Origin of the sequence: Pseudomonas pudica (genome assembly GCF_015680405.1) — a bacterium.
In the GTDB taxonomy this organism is placed as follows: domain Bacteria; phylum Pseudomonadota; class Gammaproteobacteria; order Pseudomonadales; family Pseudomonadaceae; genus Aquipseudomonas; species Aquipseudomonas pudica.
Map to the genome: position 1 here is coordinate 30698 of NZ_JADLJS010000003.1, position 26596 is coordinate 57293.

The following is a 26596-nucleotide window of genomic DNA, read 5'->3' on the forward strand; positions in this document are numbered from 1 at the left end:
ACAAGAGCTGATAACCCTCACCAGGAGCCACCCATGAGTTTCGAAATCCGCAAGATCGTCACCTACTCCGAAGAGACCCGCATCGAAGGCGGCAAGGCCACCGACAAGCCGGTGACCATGGTCGGCCTGGCCGTCGTGATCAAGAACCCATGGGCTGGTCGCGGTTTTGTTGAAGATCTGAAGCCGGAAATCCGTGCCAACTGCTCGGACCTGGGTGCCCTGATGGTCGAGCGCCTGACGGCTGCCATCGGCGGCGCCGACAAGATCGAAGCCTACGGCAAGGCCGCAGTCGTCGGCGCCGACGGCGAAATCGAACACGCCTCGGCGGTGATCCACACCCTGCGCTTTGGCAACCACTACCGCGAAGCGGTACAGGCCAAGAGCTACCTGAGCTTCACCAACAAGCGCGGCGGCCCGGGCACCTCGATCCAGATCCCGATGATGCAGAAGGACGACGAAGGCCTGCGTTCGCACTACATCACCCTGGAAATGCAGATCGAAGATGCCCCGCGTGCCGATGAAATCGTCGTGGTCCTGGGCGCCTCCGACGGCGGCCGCCTGCACCCGCGCATCGGTAACCGCTATATCGACCTGGAAGAACTGGCCGCCGAAAAAGCCAACGCTCAATAACAACAACCAAGACGGGCCGGGGCGTGGCGTGCTTACCCGCCGCGCCCGACCTTCAAGGAGCGCCCTCCATGATTCAGCCTGTCGCTGAACGCACACCCGCCGGCACCAGCTACCTGTCCGTCGGCCAGGGCCAACCCGTGGTACTGATCCACGGCGTGGGCCTGAACAAGGAAATGTGGGGTGGTCAGTTCGTTGGCCTGGCCAACGACTACCGCGTCATCGCCTACGACATGCTCGGCCACGGCCAGAGCGCGCTGCCAGCCGCCGACATCGGCCTGGAAGGCTATGCTGCCCAGCTCGTCGAACTGCTCGACCACCTGCAGATCGCGCAAGCCACCGTGATCGGCTTCTCCATGGGTGGCCTGGTCGCCCGGGCGTTCGCCCTCGGCTACCCGCAGCGCCTGGCCGCACTGGTAGTGCTCAACAGCGTGTTCAACCGCACCCCCGAGCAGAGTGCCGGCGTTATCGCCCGCGCCGCCCAGGCTGCGCAGCTGGGCCCTGATGCCAACGTCGACGCCGCGCTCGACCGCTGGTTCAGCCGAGAATACAAGGCTGCCAACCCGGCGCAGGTCGCTGCCATTCGCCAGGTGCTGGCGAGCAACGACCCGCAGGGCTACCACACCACTTACTCGCTGTTCGCCACCCAGGACATGTACCGCGCCGCCGACCTGGCCAGTATCCAGGTGCCGACGCTGATCGCCACCGGCGAACTCGACTCGGGATCCACCCCGGCCATGACCCGCCAGCTCGCCGCCAGCATTCCTGGCGCGCATAGCGTGGTCCTCGCCGAGCAACGGCATATGATGCCGGTGGAAGCACCGCGTGAAGTCAACAAGATGCTGCTGGACTTCCTCGCGCAAGCCCGCACCCTCACCGAATCCGCCAAGGGGATTGTTGCATGACCCTCGTTCGTTTCCAGATGTGCATCGACGGCCAATGGCGCGATGCCCAGAGCGGCAAGACCTTCGACAGCCTCAACCCGGCCACCGCCCAGGCCTGGGCGCAACTGCCCGACGCCGACGAGGCCGATGTGGAGCTGGCCGTGCAGGCCGCCCAGCGTGCCTTCGACAGCAAGGAGTGGCGCAGCATCACCGCCACCGCGCGCGGCAAGCTGCTGCGTCGCCTGGGTGACCTGATTGCCGAAAACAAGGAACACCTGGCCCAACTGGAAAGCCGTGACAACGGCAAGCTGATCCGCGAAACCCGCGGCCAGGTCGGCTACCTGCCAGAGTTCTTCCACTACACCGCAGGCCTTGCCGACAAGCTTGAAGGCGGCACCCTGCCGCTGGACAAGCCCGACCTGTTCGCCTACACCGTGCACGAGCCGATCGGCGTGGTGGCCGGGATCATCCCGTGGAACAGCCCGCTGTACCTCACTGCGATCAAGCTGGCCCCGGCCCTGGCCGCCGGCAATACCATCGTGCTCAAGCCGTCCGAGCACGCCTCGGCGACCATCCTCGAGCTGGCCCGCCTGGCCCTCGAAGCCGGCTTCCCGCCAGGCGTGGTCAACGTGGTCACCGGCTACGGCCCCAGCACCGGCGCGGCGCTGACCCGCCACCCGCTGGTGCGCAAGATTGCCTTTACCGGCGGCGCCGCCACCGCCCGCCACGTGGTGCGCAGCAGCGCCGAGAACTTCGCCAAGCTGTCGCTGGAGCTGGGCGGCAAGTCGCCGAACATCATCTTCGCCGACGCCGACCTGGACAGCGCCATCAACGGCGCCGTGGCCGGCATTTATGCCGCCTCCGGGCAAAGCTGCGTGGCAGGCTCTCGCCTGCTGGTGCAGGACGAGATCTTCGACGAATTCGTGGAACGCCTGATCGCCCGCGCCAAGCGCATCCGCATCGGCAACCCGCAGGACGACGCCAGCGAAATGGGCCCCATGGCCACCGCGCAGCAGCTGGCCGTGGTCGAAGGCCTGGTTGCCGCTGCCAAGGCCGAAGGCGCCAAGCTGCACATGGGCGGCAAACGTGCCGAGGTCGAGGGTGACGGCTGGTTCTACGAGCCGACCCTGTTCGAGTGCGACAGCAACTCGATGACCATCATGCAGGAAGAGGTGTTCGGCCCGGTTGCTGCGGTAATCCGCTTCAAGACCGAGGAAGAGGCCCTGGCCATCGCCAACGACTCGCAGTTCGGCCTGGCCGCCGGCATCTGGACCCGCGACCTGGGCCGTGCCCACCGCCTGGCCCGCGACGTGCGTTCGGGGATCATCTGGGTCAACACCTACCGTGCCGTGTCGGCCATGGCGCCGATCGGCGGGTTCAAGAACAGCGGCTACGGCCGTGAGAGCGGCATCGATTCGGTGCTGGCCTATACCGAGCTGAAGACGGTGTGGATCAACCTGTCCACCGCGCCGATGCCCGACCCGTTTGTGATGCGCTAAGAGGTAGCACAAGATGATCGAACCAGGCATCTACAAAGACGTGATGGGCTCCTTCCCATCCGGCGTCACGGTGGTCACCACCCTCGACGCCGACGGCGGCATCGTCGGCATCACTGCCAGCGCGTTCAGCGCGCTGTCGATCGACCCGGCGCTGGTGCTGTTCTGCCCCAACTACGCCTCCGACACCTACCCCATCCTGCGTGACAGCAAGCAGTTCGCGATTCACCTGCTGTCTGCCGACCAGACCGCCGAGGCCTATGCCTTCGCCGGCAAGGGCAAGGACAAGGCCAAAGGCATCGACTGGCACCTGAGCGAGCTGGGCAACCCGCTGCTGGCCAAGGCCACGGCGATCATCGAGTGCGAACTGTGGCGCGAGTACGACGGCGGTGACCACGCGATCATCGTCGGCGCGGTGAAGAACCTGGTGCTGCCGGCCGAGCCGGTGACGCCAATGGTCTATCACAAGGGCAAGCTGGGCGCCCTGCCGCCCCTGGGCTGACCTTGAGATCGCCGGGGCTGCCGTGCAGCCCATCGCCGGCAAGCCAGCTCCCACAGGGATTCCACAGGCCTGTGGCCCTGCGCTGTATCTGTGGGAGCTGGCTTGCCGGCGATGGGCCGCACAGCGGCCCCTGTTTCACCCTTTTTTTAGGGGCCGCGCTACCGTCTCACCCTCGGTTGCGTCCCCCGTTTTATTCCGGAGTACTGCACATGAGCAATGAAAAGTACGAAAAAGGCCTGCAGATCCGCACCCAGGTGCTGGGCGAGGACTACGTCAACCGCTCGATCCAGAACGCCGACGACTTCACCAGGCCATTGCAGGAGCTGGTCACCGAATACTGCTGGGGCCACATCTGGGGCCGCGAAGGCTTGTCGCTCAAAGAGCGCAGCATGATAAACTTGGCCATGATTTCCGCGCTCAACCGGCCCCACGAGCTCAAGCTGCACATTCGCGGCGCCTTGCGTAATGGCCTGAGCCGTGAACAGATTCGCGAGATCCTGCTCCAGGTCGGCATTTATTGCGGCGTGCCCGCGGCGGTGGACAGTTTCCGCCTGGCCCGCGAAGCGTTCGCTGAAGCCGATGCGGAGTCAACCCGTTAACACCGGGCTGTTCGAACCCACGCAAGGAGCACCCAAGGTTCGTGGTGCTGTTGCGGTTGCGGCCGGGCAGCCTCTTTAAGAGCGCACTTGATGAAACGCCAGCCACTCGACGACAGCTTCAAGGTCAACCGCAACCCCGTTACCCTGCGCGAAATCGTGCTCGACAAGCTGCGCGCCGCGATCATGAACTTCCACCTGCTGCCAGGCGACCGCCTGGTCGAGCGCGACCTCTGCGACCGCCTCGGCGTCAGCCGCACCTCGGTGCGTGAAGCCCTGCGCCACCTGGAATCCGAAGGCCTGGTGGAATTCGCCGACGCCAAGGGCCCGCGCGTGGCCATCATCACCCTGGAAGACGCCCGCGACATCTACGAGCTGCGCTGCGTGCTCGAAGGCCTGATCGTGCAGCTGTTCACCCTAAACGCCAAGGCCAAGGACATCCGCGCCCTGGAACGGGCGCTGGAGGTCAACCGCGAAGCCCTCGAAGAAGGCGAACTGCAACAGGTGCTGGACTCGGTACAAGGTTTCTACGATGTGCTGCTGGAAGGCTCCGGCAACCAGGTGGCGGCCCAGCAGCTACGCCAGTTGCAGGCGCGCATCAGCTACCTGCGTGCCACCTCGGTGTCGCAGGAGAACCGCCGCGGCGCCAGCAACCGCGAAATGGAAAAGATCGTCGAGGCGATCAAGAGCGGCGACCCGCTGGTAGCCCATCAGGCCTCGGTCGACCACGTCCGCGCCGCCGCCAAGGTGGCCCTGGACTACCTGCGCCAGAAGCAGGATGACAACGTCAAGGTGCGCGAGATGGTCGAGCCCCTGGCCTTGAAGGACCCACGCATTTAAGCCACCCACAGGCCAGCGATCATGCCCAACGCCCCGCGCTACTGCCCGCACTGCACCACGGAACTGGCCCGGGGCGTTCCCACAGGCGACACCCACGAACGCCTGCACTGCACAGGCTGCGGCTACATCCACTACATCAACCCGAAGATCATCGCCGGCTGCATCATCGAGCGTGATGGCAAGTACCTGCTGTGCCAGCGCGCCATCCCCCCGCGCCCCGGCACCTGGACCTTGCCGGCCGGGTTCATGGAGGCCGGCGAAACCACCGAGCAGGCAGCCCTGCGCGAGGTCTGGGAAGAAAGCGGCGTACGCGCCGAGATCGTCTCGCCGTACTCGATCTTCAGCGTGCCGAAGATCAGCGAGGTCTACATCATCTTCCGCGCCATCGCCACCGAGGAAACCGGGCAGTACGGGACGGAAACGCTGGCGTACAGGTTTTTCGAGCCGGACGAGATCCCGTGGGACGAAATCTACTACCCGGCAATCCGGCAGATTCTCGAGCGTTATATCCTCGAGCGGCAGGCCGGGGTTTATGGCATCTACATGGGCAATGACGACACTGGCAAGGTGCACTTCATTCGCTAGCCGGGGCCGGCCTCTTCGAGGGTAAACCCGCCCCCCTGCAGGTAAAGTACACACCTTGAGCAACATGCTATTCCTTCAGGAGCGGGTTTACCCGCGAAGAGGCCGGTACAGCCACCAAAAATTCTCGCCAAACGTCTATTCTGGATGCACCCTTAAGGCCTTACGCAAAAGGACCAGCAGAGCACATGGCAAAATGGCTAGACGGCGGCGGGCTGATGGCCGAGCGCATCCGCAACCACGATTGGGCTGCCACCCCGCTGGGCCCGCTGGAGCATTGGCCCGACCCGCTGAAAACCAGCCTGGCTCTGTGCCTGGCCTCACGCTTCCCGCAAGCCGTGCTCTGGGGCCCTGACCTGCTCACCCTGCACAACGACGCTTTCTCGCAGATCCTCGGACAAAAGCCCTCAGCCCTGGGTATCCCCTTCCGCGCTGTGTGGCAGGAGGCCTGGGCCGATATCGGCCACTTGGCCAACCGTGCTCTGGCTGGCGAGGCGGTGTATATAGAAGACTTCCCGCTCGTCATCGACCGCAACGGTGGCCCCGAAAAGGCCTATTTCACCTTCTGCTACAGCCCCATCCGCGACCACGACGGCAAGGTGCTGGGCATGCTGGATACCGTTACCGAAACCACCACCAGCGTGCTTGCCAACCAGCGCCTGAACTTTCTCGACAACCTGGGCCGCGCCGTGGCCGACTCTACCGACCCGGACCAGATCCTTGCCACTACCACGCGCATGCTGGTCGAGCACCTGCAACTGTCGAGTTGCGCCTATGCGGTGATGGAACCAGACGAAGACGGTTTCACCATCTGTGGTGACTCCGTGGCGCCCGGCTCGCCGCATCTGTTGGGCCGCTATCGGTTGCAGGATTTCGGCACGCTGGCGCTCGGACGCCTGCGCAGTGGCCTGCCGTTGGTCATCCAGGACAACCTGAGCGAGTTGCCCCCGCAGGAAGCTGCCACCTTCCAGGCCATCGGCATTACTGCGACCATTTGCATGCCCCTGATCAAAGGCGGTCGGCTGACTGCGCTGATGGCCATCCACGACAAGGCGCCACGGGAGTGGACCCACTACGAACAGGCGCTGATCAGCGAAGTCACAGAGCGCTCCTGGGCGCACATCCAGCGGGTACAGGCCCACGCCGAAGTTCGCGAAGCCATGGCGGCACTGGAGGCGCTGAATGCCACCCTCGAACAGCGCGTGGAAGAACGCACCAGCCAGCTGCTGCACACAGAAGCCGTGCTGCGCCAGGCCCAGAAGCTCGAAGCCATCGGCCAACTCACAGGCGGCGTGGCCCATGATTTCAACAACCTGCTGACCATCATTCGCTCGTCGCTGCATTTTCTGCAGCGCCCCAACCTCGACGCACAGCGCCGCGAGCGCTACCTCAAGACCATGTCCGACACCGTCGACCGCGGTACCAGGCTGACCGGCCAGTTGCTGGCCTTCGCCCGTCGCCAGGCCTTGAGCCCGCAAGTGTTCGAGGCCGGGCCAAGGCTGGAGGCCATGGCCGACATGCTCGACACGGCCACTGGTGCGCGGATCCAGGTCGAGCTGGAGTTGCCGCAGGCACCTTGCCATATCCGCGCCGACCTCAACCAGCTGGAAACCGCAGTGATCAACCTGATGCTCAACGGCCGCGATGCCATGGCCGGCGAAGGCACCTTGCAGCTGCGCCTGCAGGCCGACCAGCGCCTGCCCGCCCTGCGCGGCCAGGCGCCACAGCCGGGCCCGTTCGCCGCGATCTCGGTGAGCGACAGCGGTGTCGGCATTGCCACCGAACTGCTGGAGCGCATCTTCGACCCGTTCTTCACCACCAAGGCGCCGGGCGAAGGCACCGGGCTCGGGCTGTCGCAGGTGTTCGGTTTTGCCAGGCAGTCCGGGGGCGATGTGCAGGTGAACAGCGTCCTGGGCCAGGGCACCACGTTTACCCTGTACCTGCCCCAGGAGCCACCGCCTGAGGCGTGACGGTCAACGGGTTCACTGCCAGGCCTGAGCCATGCGGGGTTCTTGTGGGAGCTGGCTTGCCGGCGATGAGGCCAGTGAATTCAACCTATTTGACCGGCTATCAAACCCAGGGCCACCGTGATCATCGCCACCCCCGACACCCGGCCAACCAGCTTCGCCGCCCCCGGCCGGGTGCTCAGCACGGCTTTGGCGCCATAACCGACCAGCGAGTAGATCACCAGCGAGCTGCACAGGTGGACCAGGCCCAGCAGCAAGATCTGCAACGGCACCGGCCAGCTCGACTGCGGGTCTGTGAACTGCGGCAACAGGGCCAGGAACAGCAGGAACACTTTCGGGTTCAGGCCACTGACGCAAAACCCTTTCAACGCCCAGCGGGAACCCGACTCCCCCGCACCATCCTGCCCGGCCGCCGGCAATGCGGGGCTCAGCAGCAGGTTGCCACCGAGCCAAAGCAGGTAGCTGCACCCCGCCAGCGTCAGCAAGGTGAGCGCCAGCGGGTGGCCGGCCAGCAGGCTGCCGACCCCGGCCGCCACCACCAGGGTCGCGAGGAAATGCCCCGACAGCATTCCCGCCACCGCAGGCATCACCCAGCGCCCGCGCATGCCGGCCGAAATGGCGTAGGCCCAGTCCGCGCCCGGGGTAATCACGAACAGCATCGACACGGCCCAGAACGCCGTCAGAACACTGAGAGCCACTTGAATCTTCCTTTTTCCACTGCTTTGGGATGTCGAAAGATTACGGATTCCGCCGAGGGATTTTCTTTCGTATATTCCCCAACAGCCCTCAATTGCTGGAAGATTCTTCTTGATGGACAGGACTGATCGAAAAATTCTTGCCGAGCTGCAAAAGGACGGTCGGCTATCTGTGACCGAGTTGGCCGACCGTGTGGGGCTGAGCCTGTCGCCCTGCCATCGGCGCTTGAAGGCGCTGGAGGAATCCGGGGCGATTCTTGGCTATCACGCCCGCTTGGCGCCGAGCGCCCTGGGGCTGAACTTTGCCGCGCTGGTGTTCGTGACCTTGCGCGAAGTCACTCGTCAGCCGGTAGCGGACTTTGAAGCGGCGCTGGCCGAGATCCCGCAGATCGTCGAGGCGCAGCGGCTGTTTGGCGACCCGGATTACCTGCTGCATGTGGTGGCCAAGGATTTGCCAGCGTTCCAGAAACTGTATGACGAGCAGCTGACCAGCATTCCCAATGTGAAGCGCTTGAGTTCGACGCTGGTGATGAAAGAGGTGATTCAGGATCGGTTGTTGCCGATGTAGCGTTGTTGCCAGTGCCGGCCATTTCGCGGGTGAACCCGCTCCCACAGGTACTGCGCATGACTTGAAATCAATGCGGCCGAGGTGGGAGCGGGTTCACCCGCGAAAGGGCCGGCACTGGCAACCTTTTTATCTGCCCTGAAAACGTGCACGGCGCCCCACCAAAGCACACCACCTCTCGCCTCCACAAGGTCCGAACCCCGCTAGCCCAAGCCCTCCCGCTCCCTGGCACCCTCCTTGCTACCGTCCTCCGCTTGACCTTTTGTCAGCCTTAGGTTTTTTAAGGTTTATGGGCACATATTTACTAATTTCTCGTTATCCCCGCGCCCCGCATCATCGCTCCAACAAGAACGCGTCGCCCTTCGCCGGCACGCCCCCGGGCAGCTCCCAATGCCCTACCTTGCCTTGGAGTCAGTCATGACCAGTGCAGCCAATTCGGCACCCCTCATAGAAAAACACACGATCGGCTACGTGCCCCCGCAAGACCGCCATGGAAAGGTAAGGGATCTGTTCACACTGTGGTTCGGCGGCAACATCGCGCCGCTGCCCATCGTCACCGGTGCACTGGGTGTGCAACTGTTCCACCTGAACCTGGTGTGGGGCATCGTCGCCATCCTGGTCGGCCACCTGGTTGGTGGTGTACTGATGGCGCTGCACTCGGCCCAGGGCCCGCAGATGGGCATCCCGCAGATGATCCAGAGCCGCGCCCAGTTCGGCTCGCTCGGCGCGCTGCTGGTGGTGGTGATCGCCGGGGTCATGTACATCGGCTTCTTCGCCTCCAACATCGTCCTCGCCGGCAAGTCGCTGCACGGCGTGGTCGATGCCGTGCCGGTACCGGTGGGCATCGTCATCGGTGCACTGGGCTCGGGCATCATCGGCATCATCGGCTACCGCTTCATCCACGTGCTCAACCGCATCGGCACCTGGGTGCTGGGTATCGGCATCGTGGTCGGTTTCGGCTACATCTTCAGCCACGTGCAAAGCGACGACTTTCTCACCCGCGGCGGCTTCAACCTGGCCGGCTGGCTGGCCACCGTGTCGCTGGCGGCGCTGTGGCAGATCGCCTTTGCGCCCTACGTGTCGGACTACTCGCGCTACCTGCCGGCGGATGTGAAGGTCAGCTCGACGTTCTGGACTACCTACCTGGGCTCGGCCCTGGGTTCGAGCCTGTCGTTCATCTTCGGCGCCGTGGCGGTGCTGGCGATCCCGGCCGGCATGGACACCATGGACGCGGTCAAGCTGGCCACCGGCACCCTCGGCCCGATCATGCTGGTGCTGTTCCTGCTCAGCGTGATCAGCCACAACGCCCTCAACCTGTATGGCGCCGTGCTGTCGATCATCACCCTGGTGCAAACCTTCGCCCACCGCTGGATCCCCACCGCCAAGAGCCGCGCCGTGCTGTCGCTGGTAGTGCTGACGGCCTGCTGCGTGGTGGCGGTGTTCGCCTCGGCGGACTTCATCGGCCACTTCGTCGACATGGTGCTGGTGCTGCTGGTGGTGCTGGTGCCGTGGACAGCGATCAACCTGATCGACTTCTATGCCATCCACAAGGGTGACTACGATATCCAGTCGATCTTCCAGGTCGATGGCGGCATCTACGGGCGCTACAACCCGCAGGCGCTGATTGCCTATGCCGTGGGCATCGTGGTGCAGATCCCGTTCATGAACACGCCGCTGTATGTCGGGCCGATTTCCGAACATATCAACGGAGCGGACCTGTCGTGGCTGGTGGGGTTGGCCGTTACTTCGCCGCTGTACTGGTGGCTGGCCAGCCGTGACAGCGCCTACCGTCGCCGTCAGATGAGCGCCAAGGTGGCCATGGGGCATTGATTCAAACTGTACCGGCCACTTCGCGGGTGAACCCGCTCCCACAGTGATATCGCACGTCTTCGGATATGTGCTTTCCCTGTGGGAGCGGGTTTACCCGCGAACAGGCCGGTACAGGCAACACATCAGTCAGAGGTTGTAGGCCCGCTCATTGTGCTCCGCAAGGTCCAGCCCCTGTTCTTCCTCTTCCCGGCTGGCCCGCAGCCCGATGGTCAGCTCGATCGCCCCCAGAATCGCCCAACTCACTACAAAGCAATACACGAAGGTGAACGCCACCCCCTTAAATTGCACCAATGCCTGCCCGACGGGTGACGCACCCTCCACATAACCGCCCAACGAAGGCGCGGCAAAGACCCCGGTAAGGATCGCGCCGACCATTCCGCCCACGCCATGCAGGCCGAACACATCCAGGCTGTCGTCGTAGCCCAGCGCCTGCTTCAACCGGGTCACGGCAAAGAAGCAGATGGCCCCGGTCAACAGCCCGATCACCAGCGCGCCCAGCGGCCCGACAAATGCACAGGCCGGGGTAATCCCGACCAACCCTGCCAAAGCCCCTGAAGCTGCACCCAAGGCCGTCGGCCGACCATGCGCCACCTTCTCGGTCAGCAACCAGCCGACAATCCCCGCACAGGCCGCCACCATGGTCGCCAGCATCACCACCCCCGCCGCCTGGTTGGCCGCCAGCCCCGAGCCGACGTTGAAGCCGAACCAGCCCACCCACAGCAGCCCGGCGCCCACCAGGGTGAAACCGAGGTTGTGCGGCGGCATGGCCACCTGCGGGTAGCCCCTGCGCTTGCCCAGCATCAAGGCCGCAGCCAGCGCTGCCACACCGGAGTTGATATGCACGGCGGTACCACCGGCAAAGTCCAGCACGCCCCAGTCGACCAACAATGCCCCCGGCCCGCCCCAGACCATATGCGCGATCGGCGCATACACCAGCACGAACCAGGCGGCCATGAACAGCAATGAAGCACTGAACTTCATGCGCTCGGCAAAACCACCGGCAATCAGCGCCGGGGTGATGATGGCGAAGGTCAGCTGGAACACCGCGAACACGCCTTCGGGGATGCTACCGACCAGGCTGTCATGGCCGATGTCCAGCATCAGCGCCTTGTCCAGCCCGCCGATGAAACTGTTGACGGTCAACTGCCCCTCGACCATGCCGGTGGTGTCTACCACCAGGCTATAGCCGAACAGCACCCAGAGAATGCCGATCACCCCGGCAACGGCGAACAGCTGGGTGAACACCGAGAGGAGGTTCTTGGCCCGCACCATGCCACCGTAGAACAGTGCCAGGCCCGGGATGCACATCATCAGCACGAACATCGCGGCGCAGATCATCCAGGCGGTGTTGCCGGTGTCCAGGGTGGGGTCGGCGGCGTGGGCCCGGGTGGTCAGGGCCAACAACATTACAGCGAGGGTGAGGTGCTTCATGGAGTCACTCCTGTGTGAATGGTGGGGGTGCCCTTGGGCTGCCTTGCAGCCCATCGCGACACAAGGCCGCTCCTGCAGGGGGCCGCGCAGGCACAGAGACGCGGTCCCCTGCAGGAGCGGCCTTGTGCCGCGAATGGGCCGCAAAGCGGCCCCAATTACCGATAACTCAGTACCGCGCCTGCCCCGGCACCCAGGCAGTCCCCGCCAAAGGCACTCGCGCCATCGCCGCAGCCTCCACGGTCAACGCCACCAGGTCCTCCGGGTCGAGGTTGTGCAAGTGCGACTTGCCACACGCCCGCGCCATGGTCTGCGCCTCCAGCACCAGCACCCGCAGGTAGTTGGCCAGACGGCGCCCGGCCTCCTCCGGGTTCAGGCGCCCGGCCAGTTCCGGGTCCTGGGTGGTAATGCCGGCCGGGTCGCGGCCGTTTTGCCAGTCGTCATAGAAACCGGCCGCCGAGCCGATCTTCTTCAGTTCGGCATCCAGCCGCGGGTGGTTGTCACCCAGCGCGATCAACGCCGCAGTGCCAATGGCCACCGCATCAGCCCCGAGGGCCATGGCCTTGGCCACGTCGGCACCGTTGCGAATACCACCGGAGACGATCAGCTGCACCTTGCGGTGCATGCCCATTTCCTGCAGCGCCTGCACTGCCTGTGGAATGGCCGGCAAGATGGGGATGCCAACGTGCTCGATGAACACTTCCTGAGTCGCGGCGGTACCGCCCTGCATGCCGTCGAGCACGATCACATCGGCACCGGCCTTCACCGCCAGCTTTACGTCGTAGTACGGGCGGCTGGCGCCGATCTTCACGTAGATGGGTTTTTCCCAGTCGGTGATCTCGCGGATCTCGGCAATCTTGATCGCCAGGTCATCCGGGCCGGTCCAGTCCGGGTGGCGGCAGGCGCTGCGCTGGTCGACGCCGATCGGCAAGGTGCGCATGCCGGCCACGCGCTCGGTCACCTTCATGCCCAGCAGCATGCCGCCACCGCCCGGCTTGGCACCCTGGCCGAGGACGATCTCGATGGCATCGGCCTTGCGCAGGTCATCGGGGTTCATGCCGTAGCGCGACGGCAGGTACTGGTACACCAGGTGCTGGGACTGGCCGCGCTCTTCCGGCGTCATGCCGCCGTCGCCCGTGGTGGTGCTGGTGCCGGCGATGGTCGCACCACGGCCAAGCGCCTCTTTGGCGTTGGCCGACAGCGCGCCGAAGCTCATGCCGGCGATGGTCACCGGTATCTTCAGGTGGATCGGCTTCTTGGCGAAGCGGGTGCCCAGCAACACATCGGTGCCGCACTTCTCGCGGTAGCCTTCCAGCGGGTAGCGCGACACGCTGGCACCGAGCAGCAGCAGGTCGTCGAAGTGCGGCACGCGGCGCTTGGTGCCACCACCGCGGATGTCGTAGATGCCGGTTTCGGCAGCACGCTGGATTTCCTGGATGGTCAGGCGATCGAAGGTGGCCGACTCACGCAGTACCGGGGGGAATTGCTCGCTCATGGGAATGCTCCTGAATCAGTACGCGCTGGCGTTGTCGACTTTGAAGTTGTACAGCTGGCGAGCCGAGCCGTAGCGTTTGAAATCGGCAGCCTTGTGGTCCAGGCCGGCCTTGTTCAGCAGTTCCTGCAGCTCTTGCAAGTGCTCGGCGCGCATCTCTTTCTCGATGCAGTCCGAGCCCAGCGACTGCACCGCACCTTTGACGTAGATGCGCACCTCGTACAGCGAATCGCCCAGCGCATCGCCGGCATCGCCACACACCACCAAACGCCCCGCCTGGCCCATGAAGCAGCTCATGTGGCCGATGCTGCCGCCGACGACGATATCCACGCCCTTCATGGAAATACCGCAACGCGCGCCGGCGTCGCCCTCGATCACCAGCAGCCCGCCGTGGGCGGTGGCGCCGGCGGCCTGGGAGGCGCTGCCCTTGACCCGCACCGAGCCGGACATCATGTTCTCGGCCACGCCGACACCGACGTTGCCATGCACGGTGACGCTGGCCTGCTGGTTCATGCCGGCGCAGTAGTAGCCGGCGTGGCCTTCGATATCCACGGCCACTGCGGCGTTGATGCCCACGGCCAGGTTGTGCTTGCCGTCGGGGTGGGTCACCCGCCATTCGTGGTCCTGCACCTCACCGTGCAAGGACTGGTTGAGGACTCGCACCGAGGTGCTGGAAAGGTCGATCGTCTTCATGTGGTTCTCCAGTGGTTCGGTGGCAGGTCAGGCGCCTTCGCGTTCCCAGACGTACAGGGTGGCCGGGGTCGGTTCCCAGACCTTGGCGTTCTCGATGCCCGGCAGGCTGGCCAACGCCTGGTACTCCGAGGCCATGGCCACGTAGTCATCGGTCTCGGCCAGCACGGCGGGCTTGCAGGCGATCGGGTCGCGGATCACGGCAAAGCCATTGCGGGTGCCGATGGCGAAGGTGAAGAAGCCATCGAGGTCCTCAAGGGCGCCATCCAGGGCCTGGGCCAGGCTGTCGCCCTGCTGCAGGCGCCAGGTCAGGTAGCCGGCGGCCACTTCGGTGTCGTTGTCGGTCTCGAAGCAGATACCTTCGCGCTTGAGCTCCTGGCGCAGGCGGAAGTGGTTGGACAGCGAACCGTTGTGCACCAGGCACAGGTCGGCGCCGGTGGAGAACGGGTGGCTGCCCTCCATGGTCACGGCGCTTTCGGTGGCCATGCGGGTATGGCCGATGATGTGGCTGCCTTTCATTCCGGCCAGGCCGAAGCGGCTGGAGATTTCCGCCGGCAGGCCCATGCCCTTGAGGATCTCGATGCTCTGTCCGGCGCTCATGATGCGCACGTCAGGGGCCAGTTCGCTCAGGGCATGGCGGGCCGACGCCTCGCCGGTGTGCACCTTGAGCACGGCGGCGCTGGCGTTCTGGAACCAGTCCAGCGAGCAGCCCAGGCGCCCTTCCAGCTGGCCCATCAGGGCCGCCCAGGGGTAGTTGATGTCAGTGGCCTGCAGGGTGAGCTTGACCCAGCCATCGGCCACTTCGTCGCCGTAGATGGCAAAACCGGCGCTGTCCGGGCCACGGTCGGTCATGGCTTCGAGCATGGGTTCGAAGAGCTTGCCGAGCTGGGCTTCCAGCTCGGGCTTTTTCAGGTACAGACCTACGATTCCACACATGGTGATGCTCCTTACTAGGCAGTGGGCAACCGTTTTCGTGCTGGCCGCCCAAGGGATTGGGGGCGGTCAGAAGAACTCGGTGTAACGCTGGATTTCCCAGTCGGAGACATGGCGGCAGTACTCCACCCACTCCATGCGCTTGAGCTTGATGAACTCGTCGACGATCTCGCCGCCCAGCACTTCGCGGAACAGCGGATCGGCCTCCAGGGCGTCGGCGGCTTCCTTCAACGACTGCGGCAAGGTCTTGATACCGCGTGCGGCAATCTCTTCCAGGCTCAGGTTGTAGAGGTTCTCGTTGCACATCTCGCCCGGCTCCAGCTGACGGTCGATGCCATCGAGGCCGGCGGCGATGATCGCGGCGGTGACCAGGTACGGGTTGCAGCCAGCATCCGGCAGGCGGAACTCCAGGCGGCCATAGGGGATACGCACCATCGCCGAGCGGTTGTTGGCGCCGTAGGCGACAAACGCCGGGGCCCAGGTGGCGCCGGACAGCGAGCGGCCGACCACCAGGCGCTTGTACGAGTTGACCGTGGGCGCAGCGAAGGCGCACAGCGCCGGGCCATGGGCCAGCAGGCCCGCGGCAAAGTGGTAGGCCAGCTTCGACAGGCCCATGCCGCTGCTGTCGGACGGGTCATGGAACAGGTTCTTGTTGGTGCTGCTGGCCAGCGACAGGTGGAAGTGCATGCCATTGCCGGCGCGCTTGGGGTCGGGCTTGGGCATGAACGAGCAGATCATCCCCAGGTCGTTGGCGATCTCGCCGGCGGCCATGCGGAAGAAGGTGAAGCGGTCGGCCGACTCCATGGCGTCGCTGTAGGTGTAGTTGATCTCGAACTGGCCGTTGGCGTCCTCGTGGTCGATCTGATAGATGTCGAAGCCCACCGGCTGCAACGCCTCGGTCAGCCGCTCGAGGAACAGCCGCGAGCGCGACAGGCCTTTGTAGTCGTAGCAGGGCTTGTCGAGGTTGTCGGAAGCGTCCACCAGTTGCAGCTTGCCCTCCTCGTCGCGGCGGAACAGGCTGAACTCGGGCTCAAGGCCGGTGTTCAGGGTCCAGCCTTTGTCAGCCAGGCGCTGCACCTGCTGCTGCAACACGTAGCGGCTGTCGTAGGGCCAGGGTTGGCCGTTCACGTGGCCTACACACACCACCCGGCCGTACCCCGGCTGCCAGGGTACCGGGATCAAGGTCGAAAGGTCGCCGCGGGCCATGAAATCGGGGCCGTGCGGTTCCATGCCCATGCCGCAGATGGCGAACCCGGCAAAGCCGGCGCCCTCCTCGGCCACCATCTTCAGGCCCGAGACCGGCACCGATTTGGTCTTCGCCGAGCCATGGATATCGACGAACTGCGCCAGCACGTACTTGATGCCGTGCTGATCGAGGGTGCGCTGGGTTTCTGCTGGCAACATGGGTTGGACACTCCTGAGCAAGGGGCAATGATTCCGCAAGAGAAACTTACTTTCCTCACAGGAATGCAATGCGCTTGCCAACTTCATTCAGGTGCAACCTTGTGTTGCCTGTTCGGGCCTCTTCGCGGGCTTGTGGCAGCGGGTTTACCCGCGAAGAGGCCGGCACCGACAACCCAAAACCAAGCAGATTTCCACGCTCCGTTTATGGGAAACTTGTTTTCACCCGAGGAAAGATGCGTCCACCGCAGCTGCCATTTCGCACTTTCCTAGTGCGAAAACATTATTCTTGAACTGAAACCGTGCAGGACATTCGATGCCAACCGAAACCGAACCGCGCCTTCGTCTGGAGCAGTACCTGGGCTTGCAGATCAAGCGCCAGCGCCAGGCCCAGTCCCTCAAGCTCGCCGACGTGGCGCGCATCGCCGGCATCAGCCAAGGCATGCTGAGCAAGATCGAGAACGCCCAGGTGTCCACCAGCCTCGACACCCTCAGCCGCCTGTGCGACGTGCTGGGCATGCCGATGGCCAAGCTGTTCAGCCAATATGACCAGCCCGACGGTAATGCCTTGTTGGTGAAAGCCGGTGAAGGGCTGGAGGTGGTGCGCCGCGGTACCGAGAAAGGCCACACCTACCATTTGCTCAACCACGCCAGGGGGCCGAAGAAGAACTTCGAGGCGTACATGGTGACCATGGATGACGCCAGCGAAGAGTTCCCGACCTTCGCCCACCCCGGCACCGAGTTCCTCCACCTGCTGGAGGGTGAACTGGTGTACCGCCACGGCAACCAGCTCTATCACATGCAGGCGGGCGACAGCCTGACTTTCGACGGCGAGACCCCGCACGGCCCCGAGAAGCTGGTGCAGGTACCCATCCGCCTGTTGTCGATCATGAACTACGGCGACGAGTGACGCGGTGCAGCAAGGCACCCGCGGATCAACAGGATGCCAACCGCTGCACGCACAGATACAGGCGACTAAGCGCCCTCAGGCAGCAGACTGCGATCAAACATGAACGCCCGCTCCCCCTGTGGTGTGTATCGATACAACTGCTGCGGCCTACCCAGCCTCGGCTGGTTCTTCTCACCGGTATCACTCACCCACCCCAGCTCGCGCAAGCGCTCCAGGCGTTTGCGCAGCGAGGTGTTGTTCACCGCCTGCCCCAGGCAAGCCTGCACCGCACCTAGCGCATCCAGCACAGTGAACTTCTCCGCCAGCAGGTACAGCGGCAGGCTGCTGTACACCGTCTTCGCCGCCAGCCGCTCACGGGCGCGCTCCACCAGCAGGTTATGATCAAAGGGCAACAGCACCTTGCGCGCCAATACGCTGTTCAAGTCGAAAAACGCCAGTTGCTCGCCTTCGACGACCTGCCTCGGATCAAGCAATGCCAGGTAATAGGTGCTGAGTGACCATCCACGCGGGTCGCGGAAAGCATTGCCCTCGGTGCCCACCTGTTCCATGTAGCAAGGTACTACCTGGGTTTTCTCGCGCAGCGCGCGTTCGGCGGCAGCTTCCAGGCTGGTGTCGGGGGTGCGGCCATTGACGATCACCCCGGGCAGGGCCCACTGGCCGGCGTGCGGTTCACGCTCACGACGGTGCAACAGCACCTGCAGATGCTGAGCTTCGGGGGCCATGCGCAGCGCCACGATATCGACGCTAGCCAGAACTTCTACTGCATTCACCGGGCGACTCCTTGTTCAAGCGCCCCATAATCCACCAGGGCATCTAAGTAAGGCAAGCAAAAATCCTATTTCAAATGTCACTTGACACACTTAATACACCAGGTGAATTATATAGCCATTCCAGCGAGGAGAACCGCCATGAAGATCGCCAGTTTCGATGTCGACGCCCAGAACGGCTTCACCAGCAATGTGCCGCAAGAACTGCCCGTCCCCGAGGGTGACGAAATCGCGGCTGATCTGAATACCATGGCCTTGCGTGCCGACCTGCGCCTGGGCAGCAAGGACGCCCACCCGGCCAACGCCGCCTGGGTAGTCGCCGACCCCGCGCACATGCTGCAGCCTTTGCAGCTGGCCAACGCTGACCTGACCTGGGTCAGCCACTGTGTCCCCGGCACGCCCGGCTTCGAGTTGCTGCCCGGCCTACCTGCCCCCATCGACTACGACTATTTCGTGTGGAAAGGCGTCGAGCCCGACCTGCACCCCTACGGCGCCTGCTATCACGACCTGGCCGAGCGCCGCTCCACCGGGGTGATCGAGTACCTCAAGGTACAGCAGGTGGGCGCGGTGATCGTCGGTGGCCTGGCCCTGGACTATTGCGTCAGGACCACCGCTCGCCAATTGCGCCAGGCTGGCTTTCGGGTGCTGTTGTACCTGCCGGCCTGCCGCGCCCTCACCCAGGCGGGCGCCATCGAGGCATGTGGCGCCCTGGCTGCCGAGGGCGTGATCCTCTGCGGGGACGAAGCCGCGCTCGACCACCAGCTCTCTCTGATCAAGGAAGACCGCCCATGAGCGACAGCGTTTTCGGCCCACGCATCATCCAGAACCTGCTGGACACCGACTTCTACAAGATCACCATGATGCAGGCGGTGCTGCACAACTATCCCAACGCCGAGGTGGAATGGGAATTCCGCTGCCGTAACGGCGAGAACCTCGCACCTTACCTGGCGGAAATCCGCTACCAGGTCGAGCAACTGGCCGATGTCAGCGTCACGCATGACCAGCTCGCCTACCTGGAGAAGATCCCGTTCATCAAACCGGACTTCATCCGCTTTCTCAGCCTGTTCCGCTTCAACCTGCGCTATGTACAGGTAGGCCTGGATGATGCCGGCCAACTGGCGATTCGCGTGCGCGGGCCGTGGTTGCACGTGATTCTCTACGAGATCCCGCTACTGGCGATCATCAGCGAGGTACGCAACCGCTATCGGTATCGCGAGGTGGTGATCGAGCAAGTCCGCGAGCGCCTGTATCAGAACCTCGACTGGCTGAAGGCCGCAGCCAGCGCCGATGAACTGGCCGGTTTCCAACTGGCCGACTTCGGCACCCGGCGGCGCTTCTCCTACCGGGTGCAGGACGAGGTGGTGCACATTCTGAAGCGTGACTTCCCGGGCCGCTTTGTCGGTACCAGCAACGTGCACCTGGCCCGCGAATACCAGCTCAAGCCGATCGGCACCATGGCCCACGAGTGGTTCATGGCCCACCAGCAACTTGGCCCGCGCCTGGTCGACAGCCAGGCTGCCGCGCTGGAATGCTGGGTGCGGGAATACCGGGGGCTGCTGGGCATTGCCCTGACCGACTGCATCACCATGGACGCGTTCCTGGGCGACTTCGACCTGTACTTCGCCAAGCTGTTCGATGGCTTGCGGCACGATTAGTTATCCCTAGCTACAGTCCCAGAAGTCCTCCTGCCCCCTCCTCCTTCCCTTCACCAATATCCATTGAAGTCTCCCATCAGTTGCAGATTTGGTGCGATCCTTCATAACTGGTCAGCGCCGCACCCAAGCTAAACGTATCTTCCAGTACACGCAGAGTGCCGCAGCTCAGCGCGCTATGAATAGGTCGTATTCCTCATCCACCTTGTGACTCTCGGCTAAGCGTTGGCATCCAAGATGAGCATCAGAGGAGAAGTTGATAATCGCCTCTGAAGCTGTTCCAGGCGTCCAGAGCTTGGGTGCGCCTTTACGAACGACATGGCTTTCACCAAGGCTAACAACCTGGCTCCGAAGCGTCAGAGAGAAGGATGAGATGTGCTTGAGGCTATTTATGTGGGACTGGTGGAAGTGACGCCGGGCGACGTGCCTTTTCGTAGGCTGTTTGAAAGCCTGAGGAGTGAACTGCATTGAGCAGACCTACGCGTGCTGACGTAACGCTAAACAGGCTCATATCCTCGCCCAGAACACCGGTAGCCGCCTAATTCTGATCTGCAAGGTCGCACACAGCCCCAATCAGCGTGCTGTCACAATCCGCTCGGGATAACCCGTAAGGCCCAGGTTTCGTAAACCTGAAATCCCTGAAGGCCGAATTTCAGTCAAAACCGAGATTCTCAACAACCGAAACCCGTGAGACCAAATCTGAAGGCCCTGCATGCCCCCTATGCCATATGGAGTGAGAGAATCTTCTCCACAGCATCGCGAAACCCAGGCTTGAAAATTCGTTTGCCTTTGATGTCTAGCACCTCTCCGCGATCACCAAAGGTATACCCGAGCTGTGCGAGCGCTTGAGAATCTATAGCGCCCTTTAGCGCATTGATTTCAGCATCATTCAAATTGAGCTTTTCTAAGCAGAAGTTACCTTCCTCCTTAGCTCCCCCTAAGTATATTGGGGCATTGTGTGCATTCTCCTGCCTCGCGATCTTTGCCCGCAAAGTGTGCAATTGTTTAGCCAGCATGGTGACACTCAAACGCAACACAGGATCTTCGATTGACGTTATCCAGTCACTCTTAACTGAGGCGGTTTTTACCTTGTGGTCTACCGAGAATAACCTCCATGCCTGGATCAACTCACGGTATTGCGTACCTGAATCATTCACAATGGTTTTTTCACTGGGTACTGGGAGTCCCCGATCCTTACCAAGGGTTACGACTGCCTTGTATGTAAAGTCCTGGTGATGACGTTCGTGCAGCAGTTGACAGACCGTATTAATGGCCTCGAGGCTCCTCTTGCGACGCGGATCACTGGCTTCATTAATCAGCCGTTCGTACGTATCATCCGGCAATAGCGCTTGATCAGGCACCTTGAACAGCCCTCTGATCTAGAGCCTGCAGCTTACTCTTATGCGGGCGCGCAAGAACTTTCTGTACCTGGTTTGAGATGCACTCCGCGCATGGTTCTTCAGCGTCTACATCGAGCAGCATAAGTTTACCTGTGAAGAGTTCGTCGATTCTATCCCATGACCCCAGTCGTTGAACCAAAAGATTGGTCAACTCATTAGCGACCACGAGCTTCTGCTCATCAGTAAGCCTGAACATGCTTGCAGGCAACCCATTATTTTCAGCCATCCGATCAATTACCTGAGAGATCAATGGAATGGCACGAGAGGGATTGGAAAATTTATAAATTGTCGCATTCTGACAGATCTCAGCAAGTAAATGATATGACGACTCAGACTCCTGAAATGCAAGTCCAATTTCACGCACTTCACCAGAAGCAATCAATCTGACATTTCCACCACCGTTTTCTTCTCCATGCTTAATGAGTTTAAGACAGCCTTGAACATGAGCATTGAGAGCAGCGTAGTCACGCAATAAAACTTCAAGTTTCCCAGCACTCAACTCCTGATTTGCCACAGCTTGCTTGCGCTCCAACTCACGCATAAACTGACCGCCATCGCGACAAGCATCGTAAAACTCCTGCTCCAGTTTATTCAACTCATCAGTATAACGAACATAGCGAGCGCTCTCGGCATTAATCTCAAGCGAGATCTCATTTGCTAGTGCAACCAACCCACCAAGAAACGGAACCCCCGTAATAAAAAATCTACAGCGAATGCAATTTTTTTGACCTAAGTATCCTGCCTCCACAGGGCTGTAGTATTCTTCTTTCTGCCGCTCGACAACTACTTCTCCACCGATATGACACCCAGCAGCAGACATCGGGCAGATCCCGCAATCAAACACAACGCATGCCGTCTTAGGGACGCCAAATTCAAGAAGAGCACGATTCCCGTCAGTTGCAATCAACTGTCCTTTGACAGCAGAGAGCCCATTTAGCCTGATCGAGTTTAGTGTGCGTTCCGCCGAACGCTGCGCAGCTTGCTTCTCGACCTCACCCATAGGACGTCGGATCTGATCACCCTTCAATTTAGTGTAATATATGGTCATCACTAACGAGGCATGACCAACGAGCTTCGATATAAGATGAAGCGGCGCGTCCCCATCGGCAATATAGGCTGTAATTAAGCTCACGCGCAGACTGTGCGGTGTATACTTACTGGTATAGCGGCGCCTACCACCTTCAAACGTAGCAAGATCCTCGGAATCCCGCTGAACTTTATAAAGAATCATAGGCAGCGTTAATGGAAAACATTTCTTAATATCCAACGGCTGACCAGACCCGTTAACACGAAATAAGAAGCATTGACTCTCGCGAGCCTCTAAAATCTTCTCATTGGTTTCAGCTGGAAGCTTGATATCAGTCCAGGCTGTTGGTTTAGAAATAGGATTATATTTGCGCTGCCAGTCTCGCAAGAGTATCAACCAATATGCCAAGTCATCAGGTATCCAGTCAACCTCATAACCGCCAACCTTCCTTCCCGTCTTATTGGTTGTTACATAGCACTTTAAGGCGCCGTGTTCTCCGTGCTGCAGTACACCTTGAGGACGGCGAGTCCGCCGCCTCTTAGATACTAGTTTGCTCTGATTTTTTTCCCAGAGAATAGCGCCATTGGCACCGAGAACCGCGATCTCTTGATCTGCTTCGCCACTGTCGAGCCATAGTATTTGTTGACCACGCAACGGAAAACGTAACAGCGTGTAGAGTGCAACAAAACGCACCGGAGACCAGACTTGGCACTGCTGCACATAGCCAGAAGACCCATCATCATTCCGATAAAATTTAGAAATCTCGCGCCAAACGCAATTTTCATCATTCTCGTCGACTACATTTCTATCGACATCAAGCCAGTCAGAGCTTGAGTCAAAGTCACCTTGCAAATGAGCCAAAGATTTTAAAGTAGGCCTTACCAATAAAGAGGCTTCGCAATTTGGCACCAGATAGTTCCGAGCTCTCAAAATATACTCATAGCCCAGTACCGGCTTGACTGACTGCGAAGGGCGCAGACGCTCTAGCCCATCAAAGTATTCTGCCATGCCTATTAAAAGAGGGTTGCGAAACTCTGGAAGCACAACCCGCTCATCTCCCTCCTCGTCAGTACAATATTCGTGCAGCAACCACTCAAAAAATGTTACTAGGGCACCGTTATATGACTGTTTCGCTGTAGGTGCTAGTTCCTCAATCAAAGAACTATACAAGGGCACGTCAAAGGAATTGCTTCTGTGCAGCACATACAAACTTTCATCAGGCAAGCCTAGCGGCTTAACATACCCATTTAAAAAGAATCTTAATGCTGTCCGCTTGATGGGTATTGAGGTTTGTGTCTTGATCCACCGCTCCGCATCTGCCAAGATATTCGGATAGTCCAAGCTAAAATCTTCAGCTTTTCTAGTGCCAATAAATTCATACCAATCCACCCATCCAATACCCAAGTATACCCTCTCCGGAGCAGACGGAAGCCTTTTGTCTTCGCGATAGCGAGCACAGTAATCATTGTTTGATCTAATATTAAGCTCTCGACATACGCGCCTAGCCTCATTATATGAATACCACGGAAAACGCCTCTTCCCTAGATAGTGATACCAATCTATCCAGCCTCGACCTGCATATAACTGATGAGGAGAGCGCGGCAGCCCAGGATCCTTTTTATAAAAAAGAGCGTATTCTGCAGACTTGGTTATCTTCAAGCGGCGGCATGCCGCCTGCGCTTCCTCGTAAGTATAGGTCGGCCCCTTTCTCTTATCAAGAAAGCTATACCAATCCACCCACCCTTCGTTCCTATACACAACCCGAGGAACTGAAGGGAGCAATGGATCCTCCCGATAGCGACTAACATATTCCTTTATTGATTTAATTTTAAGCTTTGAACAGGCCGCTTTGGCTTCTTCGTAGGTATACCTCTTGACCCCGAGAAAAACATGCCAGCTACCTGGCCAACCTTTTATTGCATAGGCACTAGAAGGATCACCCGGCAATCTGGGATCCTCTCCGCGGCGCCGCATGTAATCTCGACGATTTTTTAAGCCCATTTTTAATACGGCAGCATGAGCTTCTTGATACGTGGGATATAGTGGAATAGGCTTTCTTTTGCCTACAAACACAAACCAGTTAATCCATCCCTTGTGCTGATAAAATATAGCTGGCGTAGACGGCAGCATGGAATCTTCGTGATAACGAATGCGATATTGTTTTTGGTTTTTTATCCCTAGCCTAATAACTGCAGCTTCTGCTTCCAGGTACGAGTATGTATTAGTGCGACGAACCGTCATGACTCATCTCGACTAGTTAAGTATTGAAATATAGTGGAAAAATGCTTTTCGGAAAGTTTAGACTCCAAATCAACCATTGATTTTCGGAAGTCTGAAGATGTTGGCTGCGTGTAAACATCACTCGACGAAATTGACGCATGATGCATAGCCGTTTTAATTGTTATCTTCGTGGCGCCTGCAGCAGCGAACCGCTGACCATATGCGTGCCGATGGCCATGAGGAGTCGTGCCCAACATCTTACCGGAAATCAGGCCTATCCTTTCTATAGCAAGTTTGTGTGCTTTTCGAAACATACGATGGGTGTAGGGCTGTCCATTTTTGTTCGTAAACGCATATGGATGTTCCACACCAGGTCGAGGCTTTACCCTTTGCATTAAGTGGTAATCCTGCCAGAGGCGGACAAAATGTTCTCCAGCCACAGTCGGAAAGAAGGTAACCTCGAAGCACTTGCGGTGGGGATCGGTGATGAGGGGGTTTTTCCAACCTAGATAAAGTGGGTTTATTGCTTTCACAAGCCTGTTGCGAGGTTCCAGACCGTAACGGCGCTGCAAGTATGCCGCCCGAGAGGTTTTCATATCAGGTGCGAGCCCGGCTTCTGGGTGATAAATCCGTACAATAACCTCTCCACTCTCAACGGTTACATCATCGTTCCACAGAGAGAGAGCCTCGGATAAGCGTAAGCTCCCATAGTGCATCAAAATGGTAATCAGCACGTTACGAAGATCAATTTGGCCGCGCCCATCTCTTCGGCTCCGCCGAAAACCATTAATCAGCAATTCATCTCGCTTTTCCTCCGGAAACGCTTTGGCTGGAGCTTTATTTTCAGTAGGTAGATACTCGGAACGAACCTCCCTCGACTTATTAGACTCACCTCTATCTATAAATAGATGTGCGAGAAATGCCTTGTCTTTGTGTTGCGACTGGGCCGCCCAGTTCAGCCGTTGTTCATGACGAGTCGCCTCGCGCCAGGGATTGAGTTTTAGATTAGCGTCGTCATTAACTTTAGATAACCATTCTGTGAATTGGGTAATATGCCAAATTATCCATCGAGCATCATTTTGCCGGGGCTCCCAGTAAAGTCCGGAAGCGTCGCGGTGATCTTGGATCGTCCCTGTATAGAGAGCATTAGCAAATTCCGTGAAAAGATCTTTCGGCCTTTTATAGGCCCCATGATTGACGGCGACATAATCAAGAAGCAACTGAACTGCAAAAACACAACTATCTTTCCACGTATGGCTTTTACGTTGCCTAAGGTAAAGATAACGAACCAATTGATGCAGCACTCCTTGGTCAGTAACAATGATCGGGAGCACCACTCTTCGCCTCGTAGAGTCACCGACAACGGGTCTATATTCACGATGCGAGTATTCAAAAAATATCGCCATGAGAGTCGCCCTCCGCATTTCTATGCTCGAAGACCTAGTCCCTCGTACAGAACTGACCACCAACAAATAGAGCAACATACAGAGAGCCCAGCACTACGAACATCGTGCAGATACAAATGAGCTATGCCGCCCAGCTTATTCAAGATACCAACCAAGATCGACATCCAATATTCTAGCTAAGCAACAGACGGCACAGAGCCAGCACTTAACGACACTATTAAAAGGCCAAGCGCCACAGGTGACCATCCACTCTAGAAAACGAAATTACACCATCTGTATCTCGCTAATCGTAGCGGAGAGACTTCAACTAATCCACCGCATCAGCCACCATTAAACCCTCACGATCCTCGCCAAGTTCTCAATATATATAATAAGATCACCCTACATGTCAGCTGTACTGCCCACGCATCAATGAGTTACATCTAATCGGTTACCCAACTGTACTGGTCACAAAGCCACGTTCATTCGACGAATGGCTCAGGATGATCCAGACACGCAAGCACCTGAGCGACAAGCCGCGAAGTCCGTCGTGCCAGAAGCGTGTATAGAGACTGCACCGATTTTTGGAGCGAACCTGTTCGTAGGCCCAATTCCTGGAGCCCGCACACCTAGGCCTCACCGGCTACCGAGGCGACATCCACGCCTCATGCTTTCGTCATCCGTCACAAGTGCCCTGACGCCTGTGA

The 26596-nt window shown here is 60.1% G+C and carries 22 protein-coding genes and 1 pseudogene; 13 read left to right on the forward strand and 10 right to left on the reverse strand.

What is annotated here, in order from left to right:
• Nucleotides 1–33: 33 nt before the first annotated feature.
• From IRZ77_RS03205 to IRZ77_RS03240, 8 genes are all read left to right on the forward strand, one after another.
• Nucleotides 34–630 carry an amino acid synthesis family protein gene (locus tag IRZ77_RS03205; protein ID WP_003258678.1) on the forward strand — a complete coding sequence of 199 codons (597 nt, stop codon included), beginning with the start codon at nt 34–36 and terminating at the stop codon, nt 628–630.
• Nucleotides 631–698: 68 nt separating this feature from the next.
• On the forward strand, nt 699–1532 hold the full coding sequence (locus IRZ77_RS03210) for an alpha/beta fold hydrolase (RefSeq protein WP_085599121.1): 834 nt from the start codon (nt 699–701) through the stop codon (nt 1530–1532).
• The gene (locus IRZ77_RS03215; RefSeq protein ID WP_108480611.1) at nt 1529–3010 is read left to right on the forward strand and encodes an aldehyde dehydrogenase; all 1482 of its coding nucleotides are present in this window, start codon (nt 1529–1531) and stop codon (nt 3008–3010) included. Before IRZ77_RS03210 ends, IRZ77_RS03215 begins: the two co-directional genes overlap by 4 nt.
• Nucleotides 3011–3023: 13 nt before the next feature.
• Nucleotides 3024–3509, forward strand: a complete 486-nt coding sequence (locus IRZ77_RS03220) for a flavin reductase family protein (protein WP_003258675.1) — start codon at nt 3024–3026, stop codon at nt 3507–3509.
• 209 nt (nt 3510–3718) lie between these two features.
• The gene (locus IRZ77_RS03225; RefSeq protein WP_196172838.1) at nt 3719–4108 is read left to right on the forward strand and encodes a carboxymuconolactone decarboxylase family protein; all 390 of its coding nucleotides are present in this window, start codon (nt 3719–3721) and stop codon (nt 4106–4108) included.
• 90 nt (nt 4109–4198) lie between these two features.
• Nucleotides 4199–4945: a GntR family transcriptional regulator gene (locus IRZ77_RS03230; protein WP_013973031.1), complete on the forward strand. Its 747-nt coding sequence runs from the start codon at nt 4199–4201 to the stop codon at nt 4943–4945.
• A 21-nt stretch (nt 4946–4966) separates the two neighbouring features.
• Nucleotides 4967–5530 (forward strand): NUDIX hydrolase, encoded by a 564-nt coding sequence (locus tag IRZ77_RS03235; protein WP_024087306.1) that lies wholly within the window; start codon nt 4967–4969, stop codon nt 5528–5530.
• A gap of 185 nt (nt 5531–5715) precedes the next feature.
• Nucleotides 5716–7497, forward strand: coding sequence for an ATP-binding protein (locus IRZ77_RS03240; protein WP_196172840.1), 1782 nt, complete (start codon nt 5716–5718; stop codon nt 7495–7497).
• Nucleotides 7498–7577: 80 nt separating this feature from the next.
• On the opposite strand, the gene IRZ77_RS03245 is transcribed toward IRZ77_RS03240, so the two are convergent.
• Nucleotides 7578–8192 carry a LysE family translocator gene (locus IRZ77_RS03245; RefSeq protein WP_085599129.1) on the reverse strand — a complete coding sequence of 205 codons (615 nt, stop codon included), beginning with the start codon at nt 8190–8192 and terminating at the stop codon, nt 7578–7580.
• A gap of 112 nt (nt 8193–8304) precedes the next feature.
• On the opposite strand from IRZ77_RS03245, the gene IRZ77_RS03250 reads away from it, so the two are divergent.
• Together IRZ77_RS03250 and IRZ77_RS03255 are read left to right on the forward strand one after the other, a co-directional pair.
• Nucleotides 8305–8757: an Lrp/AsnC family transcriptional regulator gene (locus IRZ77_RS03250; protein ID WP_015270735.1), complete on the forward strand. Its 453-nt coding sequence runs from the start codon at nt 8305–8307 to the stop codon at nt 8755–8757.
• Between the two features lie 414 nt (nt 8758–9171).
• Nucleotides 9172–10584: a purine-cytosine permease family protein gene (locus tag IRZ77_RS03255; RefSeq protein ID WP_025338785.1), complete on the forward strand. Its 1413-nt coding sequence runs from the start codon at nt 9172–9174 to the stop codon at nt 10582–10584.
• Between the two features lie 126 nt (nt 10585–10710).
• Here IRZ77_RS03255 and IRZ77_RS03260 read toward each other — a convergent pair whose 3' ends face one another.
• The 5 genes from IRZ77_RS03260 to glnT all read right to left on the reverse strand — a co-directional run bounded on the left by IRZ77_RS03260 (nt 10711) and on the right by glnT (nt 16531).
• Nucleotides 10711–12015 carry an ammonium transporter gene (locus IRZ77_RS03260; protein ID WP_196172842.1) on the reverse strand — a complete coding sequence of 435 codons (1305 nt, stop codon included), beginning with the start codon at nt 12013–12015 and terminating at the stop codon, nt 10711–10713.
• A 166-nt stretch (nt 12016–12181) separates the two neighbouring features.
• Nucleotides 12182–13507: an FMN-binding glutamate synthase family protein gene (locus tag IRZ77_RS03265; RefSeq protein ID WP_085599135.1), complete on the reverse strand. Its 1326-nt coding sequence runs from the start codon at nt 13505–13507 to the stop codon at nt 12182–12184.
• A 15-nt stretch (nt 13508–13522) separates the two neighbouring features.
• Nucleotides 13523–14197 (reverse strand): GltB/FmdC/FwdC-like GXGXG domain-containing protein, encoded by a 675-nt coding sequence (locus IRZ77_RS03270; RefSeq protein ID WP_025338783.1) that lies wholly within the window; start codon nt 14195–14197, stop codon nt 13523–13525.
• Between the two features lie 27 nt (nt 14198–14224).
• On the reverse strand, nt 14225–15130 hold the full coding sequence (locus tag IRZ77_RS03275; protein ID WP_085599139.1) for a class II glutamine amidotransferase: 906 nt from the start codon (nt 15128–15130) through the stop codon (nt 14225–14227).
• A 66-nt stretch (nt 15131–15196) separates the two neighbouring features.
• Nucleotides 15197–16531: a type III glutamate--ammonia ligase gene (glnT, locus tag IRZ77_RS03280; RefSeq protein WP_046615251.1), complete on the reverse strand. Its 1335-nt coding sequence runs from the start codon at nt 16529–16531 to the stop codon at nt 15197–15199.
• 313 nt (nt 16532–16844) lie between these two features.
• On the opposite strand from glnT, the gene IRZ77_RS03285 reads away from it, so the two are divergent.
• A complete protein-coding gene (locus IRZ77_RS03285; protein ID WP_046615250.1) occupies nt 16845–17438 on the forward strand; it encodes a helix-turn-helix domain-containing protein in 594 nt (197 codons plus the stop codon).
• A 65-nt stretch (nt 17439–17503) separates the two neighbouring features.
• On the opposite strand, the gene IRZ77_RS03290 is transcribed toward IRZ77_RS03285, so the two are convergent.
• Entirely contained in the window at nt 17504–18208 is a 705-nt protein-coding gene (locus IRZ77_RS03290) for an NUDIX hydrolase (RefSeq protein ID WP_108480616.1), read from the reverse strand.
• A 138-nt stretch (nt 18209–18346) separates the two neighbouring features.
• Here IRZ77_RS03290 and IRZ77_RS03295 point away from each other — a divergent pair, with 138 nt between their 5' ends.
• Together IRZ77_RS03295 and pncB are read left to right on the forward strand one after the other, a co-directional pair.
• The gene (locus IRZ77_RS03295; protein ID WP_046615248.1) at nt 18347–18997 is read left to right on the forward strand and encodes an isochorismatase family protein; all 651 of its coding nucleotides are present in this window, start codon (nt 18347–18349) and stop codon (nt 18995–18997) included.
• Nucleotides 18994–19857: pseudogene (gene pncB / locus IRZ77_RS03300) on the forward strand (nicotinate phosphoribosyltransferase); the annotation flags it as partial. The gene IRZ77_RS03295 and the pseudogene pncB, both read left to right, overlap by 4 nt.
• Nucleotides 19858–20576: 719 nt before the next feature.
• On the opposite strand, the gene gmtX reads toward pncB, so the two are convergent.
• The 3 genes from gmtX to gmtY are packed head-to-tail and all read right to left on the reverse strand — an operon-like array spanning nt 20577 to nt 25988.
• Nucleotides 20577–21218 (reverse strand): gamma-mobile-trio protein GmtX, encoded by a 642-nt coding sequence (gene gmtX, locus IRZ77_RS03305; protein WP_196172844.1) that lies wholly within the window; start codon nt 21216–21218, stop codon nt 20577–20579.
• A complete protein-coding gene (locus IRZ77_RS03310; protein WP_196172846.1) occupies nt 21211–24525 on the reverse strand; it encodes a VPA1269 family protein in 3315 nt (1104 codons plus the stop codon). Before IRZ77_RS03310 ends, gmtX begins: the two co-directional genes overlap by 8 nt.
• Nucleotides 24522–25988 carry a gamma-mobile-trio recombinase GmtY gene (gmtY, locus tag IRZ77_RS27065; RefSeq protein ID WP_329603695.1) on the reverse strand — a complete coding sequence of 489 codons (1467 nt, stop codon included), beginning with the start codon at nt 25986–25988 and terminating at the stop codon, nt 24522–24524. Before gmtY ends, IRZ77_RS03310 begins: the two co-directional genes overlap by 4 nt.
• Between the last annotated feature and the right edge of the window lie 608 nt (nt 25989–26596).

Excerpts from the sequence above, each read along its gene's own strand:
- IRZ77_RS03205 (WP_003258678.1), top strand. The coding sequence starts at position 34 with ATGAGTTTCGAAATCCGCAAGATCGTCACCTACTCCGAAGAGACCCGC.
- IRZ77_RS03210 (WP_085599121.1), top strand. The coding sequence starts at position 699 with ATGATTCAGCCTGTCGCTGAACGCACACCCGCCGGCACCAGCTACCTG.
- IRZ77_RS03215 (WP_108480611.1), top strand. The coding sequence starts at position 1,529 with ATGACCCTCGTTCGTTTCCAGATGTGCATCGACGGCCAATGGCGCGAT.
- IRZ77_RS03220 (WP_003258675.1), top strand. The coding sequence starts at position 3,024 with ATGATCGAACCAGGCATCTACAAAGACGTGATGGGCTCCTTCCCATCC.
- IRZ77_RS03225 (WP_196172838.1), top strand. The coding sequence starts at position 3,719 with ATGAGCAATGAAAAGTACGAAAAAGGCCTGCAGATCCGCACCCAGGTG.
- IRZ77_RS03230 (WP_013973031.1), top strand. The coding sequence starts at position 4,199 with ATGAAACGCCAGCCACTCGACGACAGCTTCAAGGTCAACCGCAACCCC.
- IRZ77_RS03235 (WP_024087306.1), top strand. The coding sequence starts at position 4,967 with ATGCCCAACGCCCCGCGCTACTGCCCGCACTGCACCACGGAACTGGCC.
- IRZ77_RS03240 (WP_196172840.1), top strand. The coding sequence starts at position 5,716 with ATGGCAAAATGGCTAGACGGCGGCGGGCTGATGGCCGAGCGCATCCGC.
- IRZ77_RS03250 (WP_015270735.1), top strand. The coding sequence starts at position 8,305 with ATGGACAGGACTGATCGAAAAATTCTTGCCGAGCTGCAAAAGGACGGT.
- IRZ77_RS03255 (WP_025338785.1), top strand. The coding sequence starts at position 9,172 with ATGACCAGTGCAGCCAATTCGGCACCCCTCATAGAAAAACACACGATC.
- IRZ77_RS03260 (WP_196172842.1), bottom strand. The coding sequence starts at position 12,015 with ATGAAGCACCTCACCCTCGCTGTAATGTTGTTGGCCCTGACCACCCGG.
- IRZ77_RS03265 (WP_085599135.1), bottom strand. The coding sequence starts at position 13,507 with ATGAGCGAGCAATTCCCCCCGGTACTGCGTGAGTCGGCCACCTTCGAT.
- IRZ77_RS03270 (WP_025338783.1), bottom strand. The coding sequence starts at position 14,197 with ATGAAGACGATCGACCTTTCCAGCACCTCGGTGCGAGTCCTCAACCAG.
- IRZ77_RS03275 (WP_085599139.1), bottom strand. The coding sequence starts at position 15,130 with ATGTGTGGAATCGTAGGTCTGTACCTGAAAAAGCCCGAGCTGGAAGCC.
- glnT (WP_046615251.1), bottom strand. The coding sequence starts at position 16,531 with ATGTTGCCAGCAGAAACCCAGCGCACCCTCGATCAGCACGGCATCAAG.
- IRZ77_RS03285 (WP_046615250.1), top strand. The coding sequence starts at position 16,845 with ATGCCAACCGAAACCGAACCGCGCCTTCGTCTGGAGCAGTACCTGGGC.
- IRZ77_RS03295 (WP_046615248.1), top strand. The coding sequence starts at position 18,347 with ATGAAGATCGCCAGTTTCGATGTCGACGCCCAGAACGGCTTCACCAGC.
- IRZ77_RS03310 (WP_196172846.1), bottom strand. The coding sequence starts at position 24,525 with ATGACGGTTCGTCGCACTAATACATACTCGTACCTGGAAGCAGAAGCT.
- gmtY (WP_329603695.1), bottom strand. The coding sequence starts at position 25,988 with ATGTTGCTCTATTTGTTGGTGGTCAGTTCTGTACGAGGGACTAGGTCT.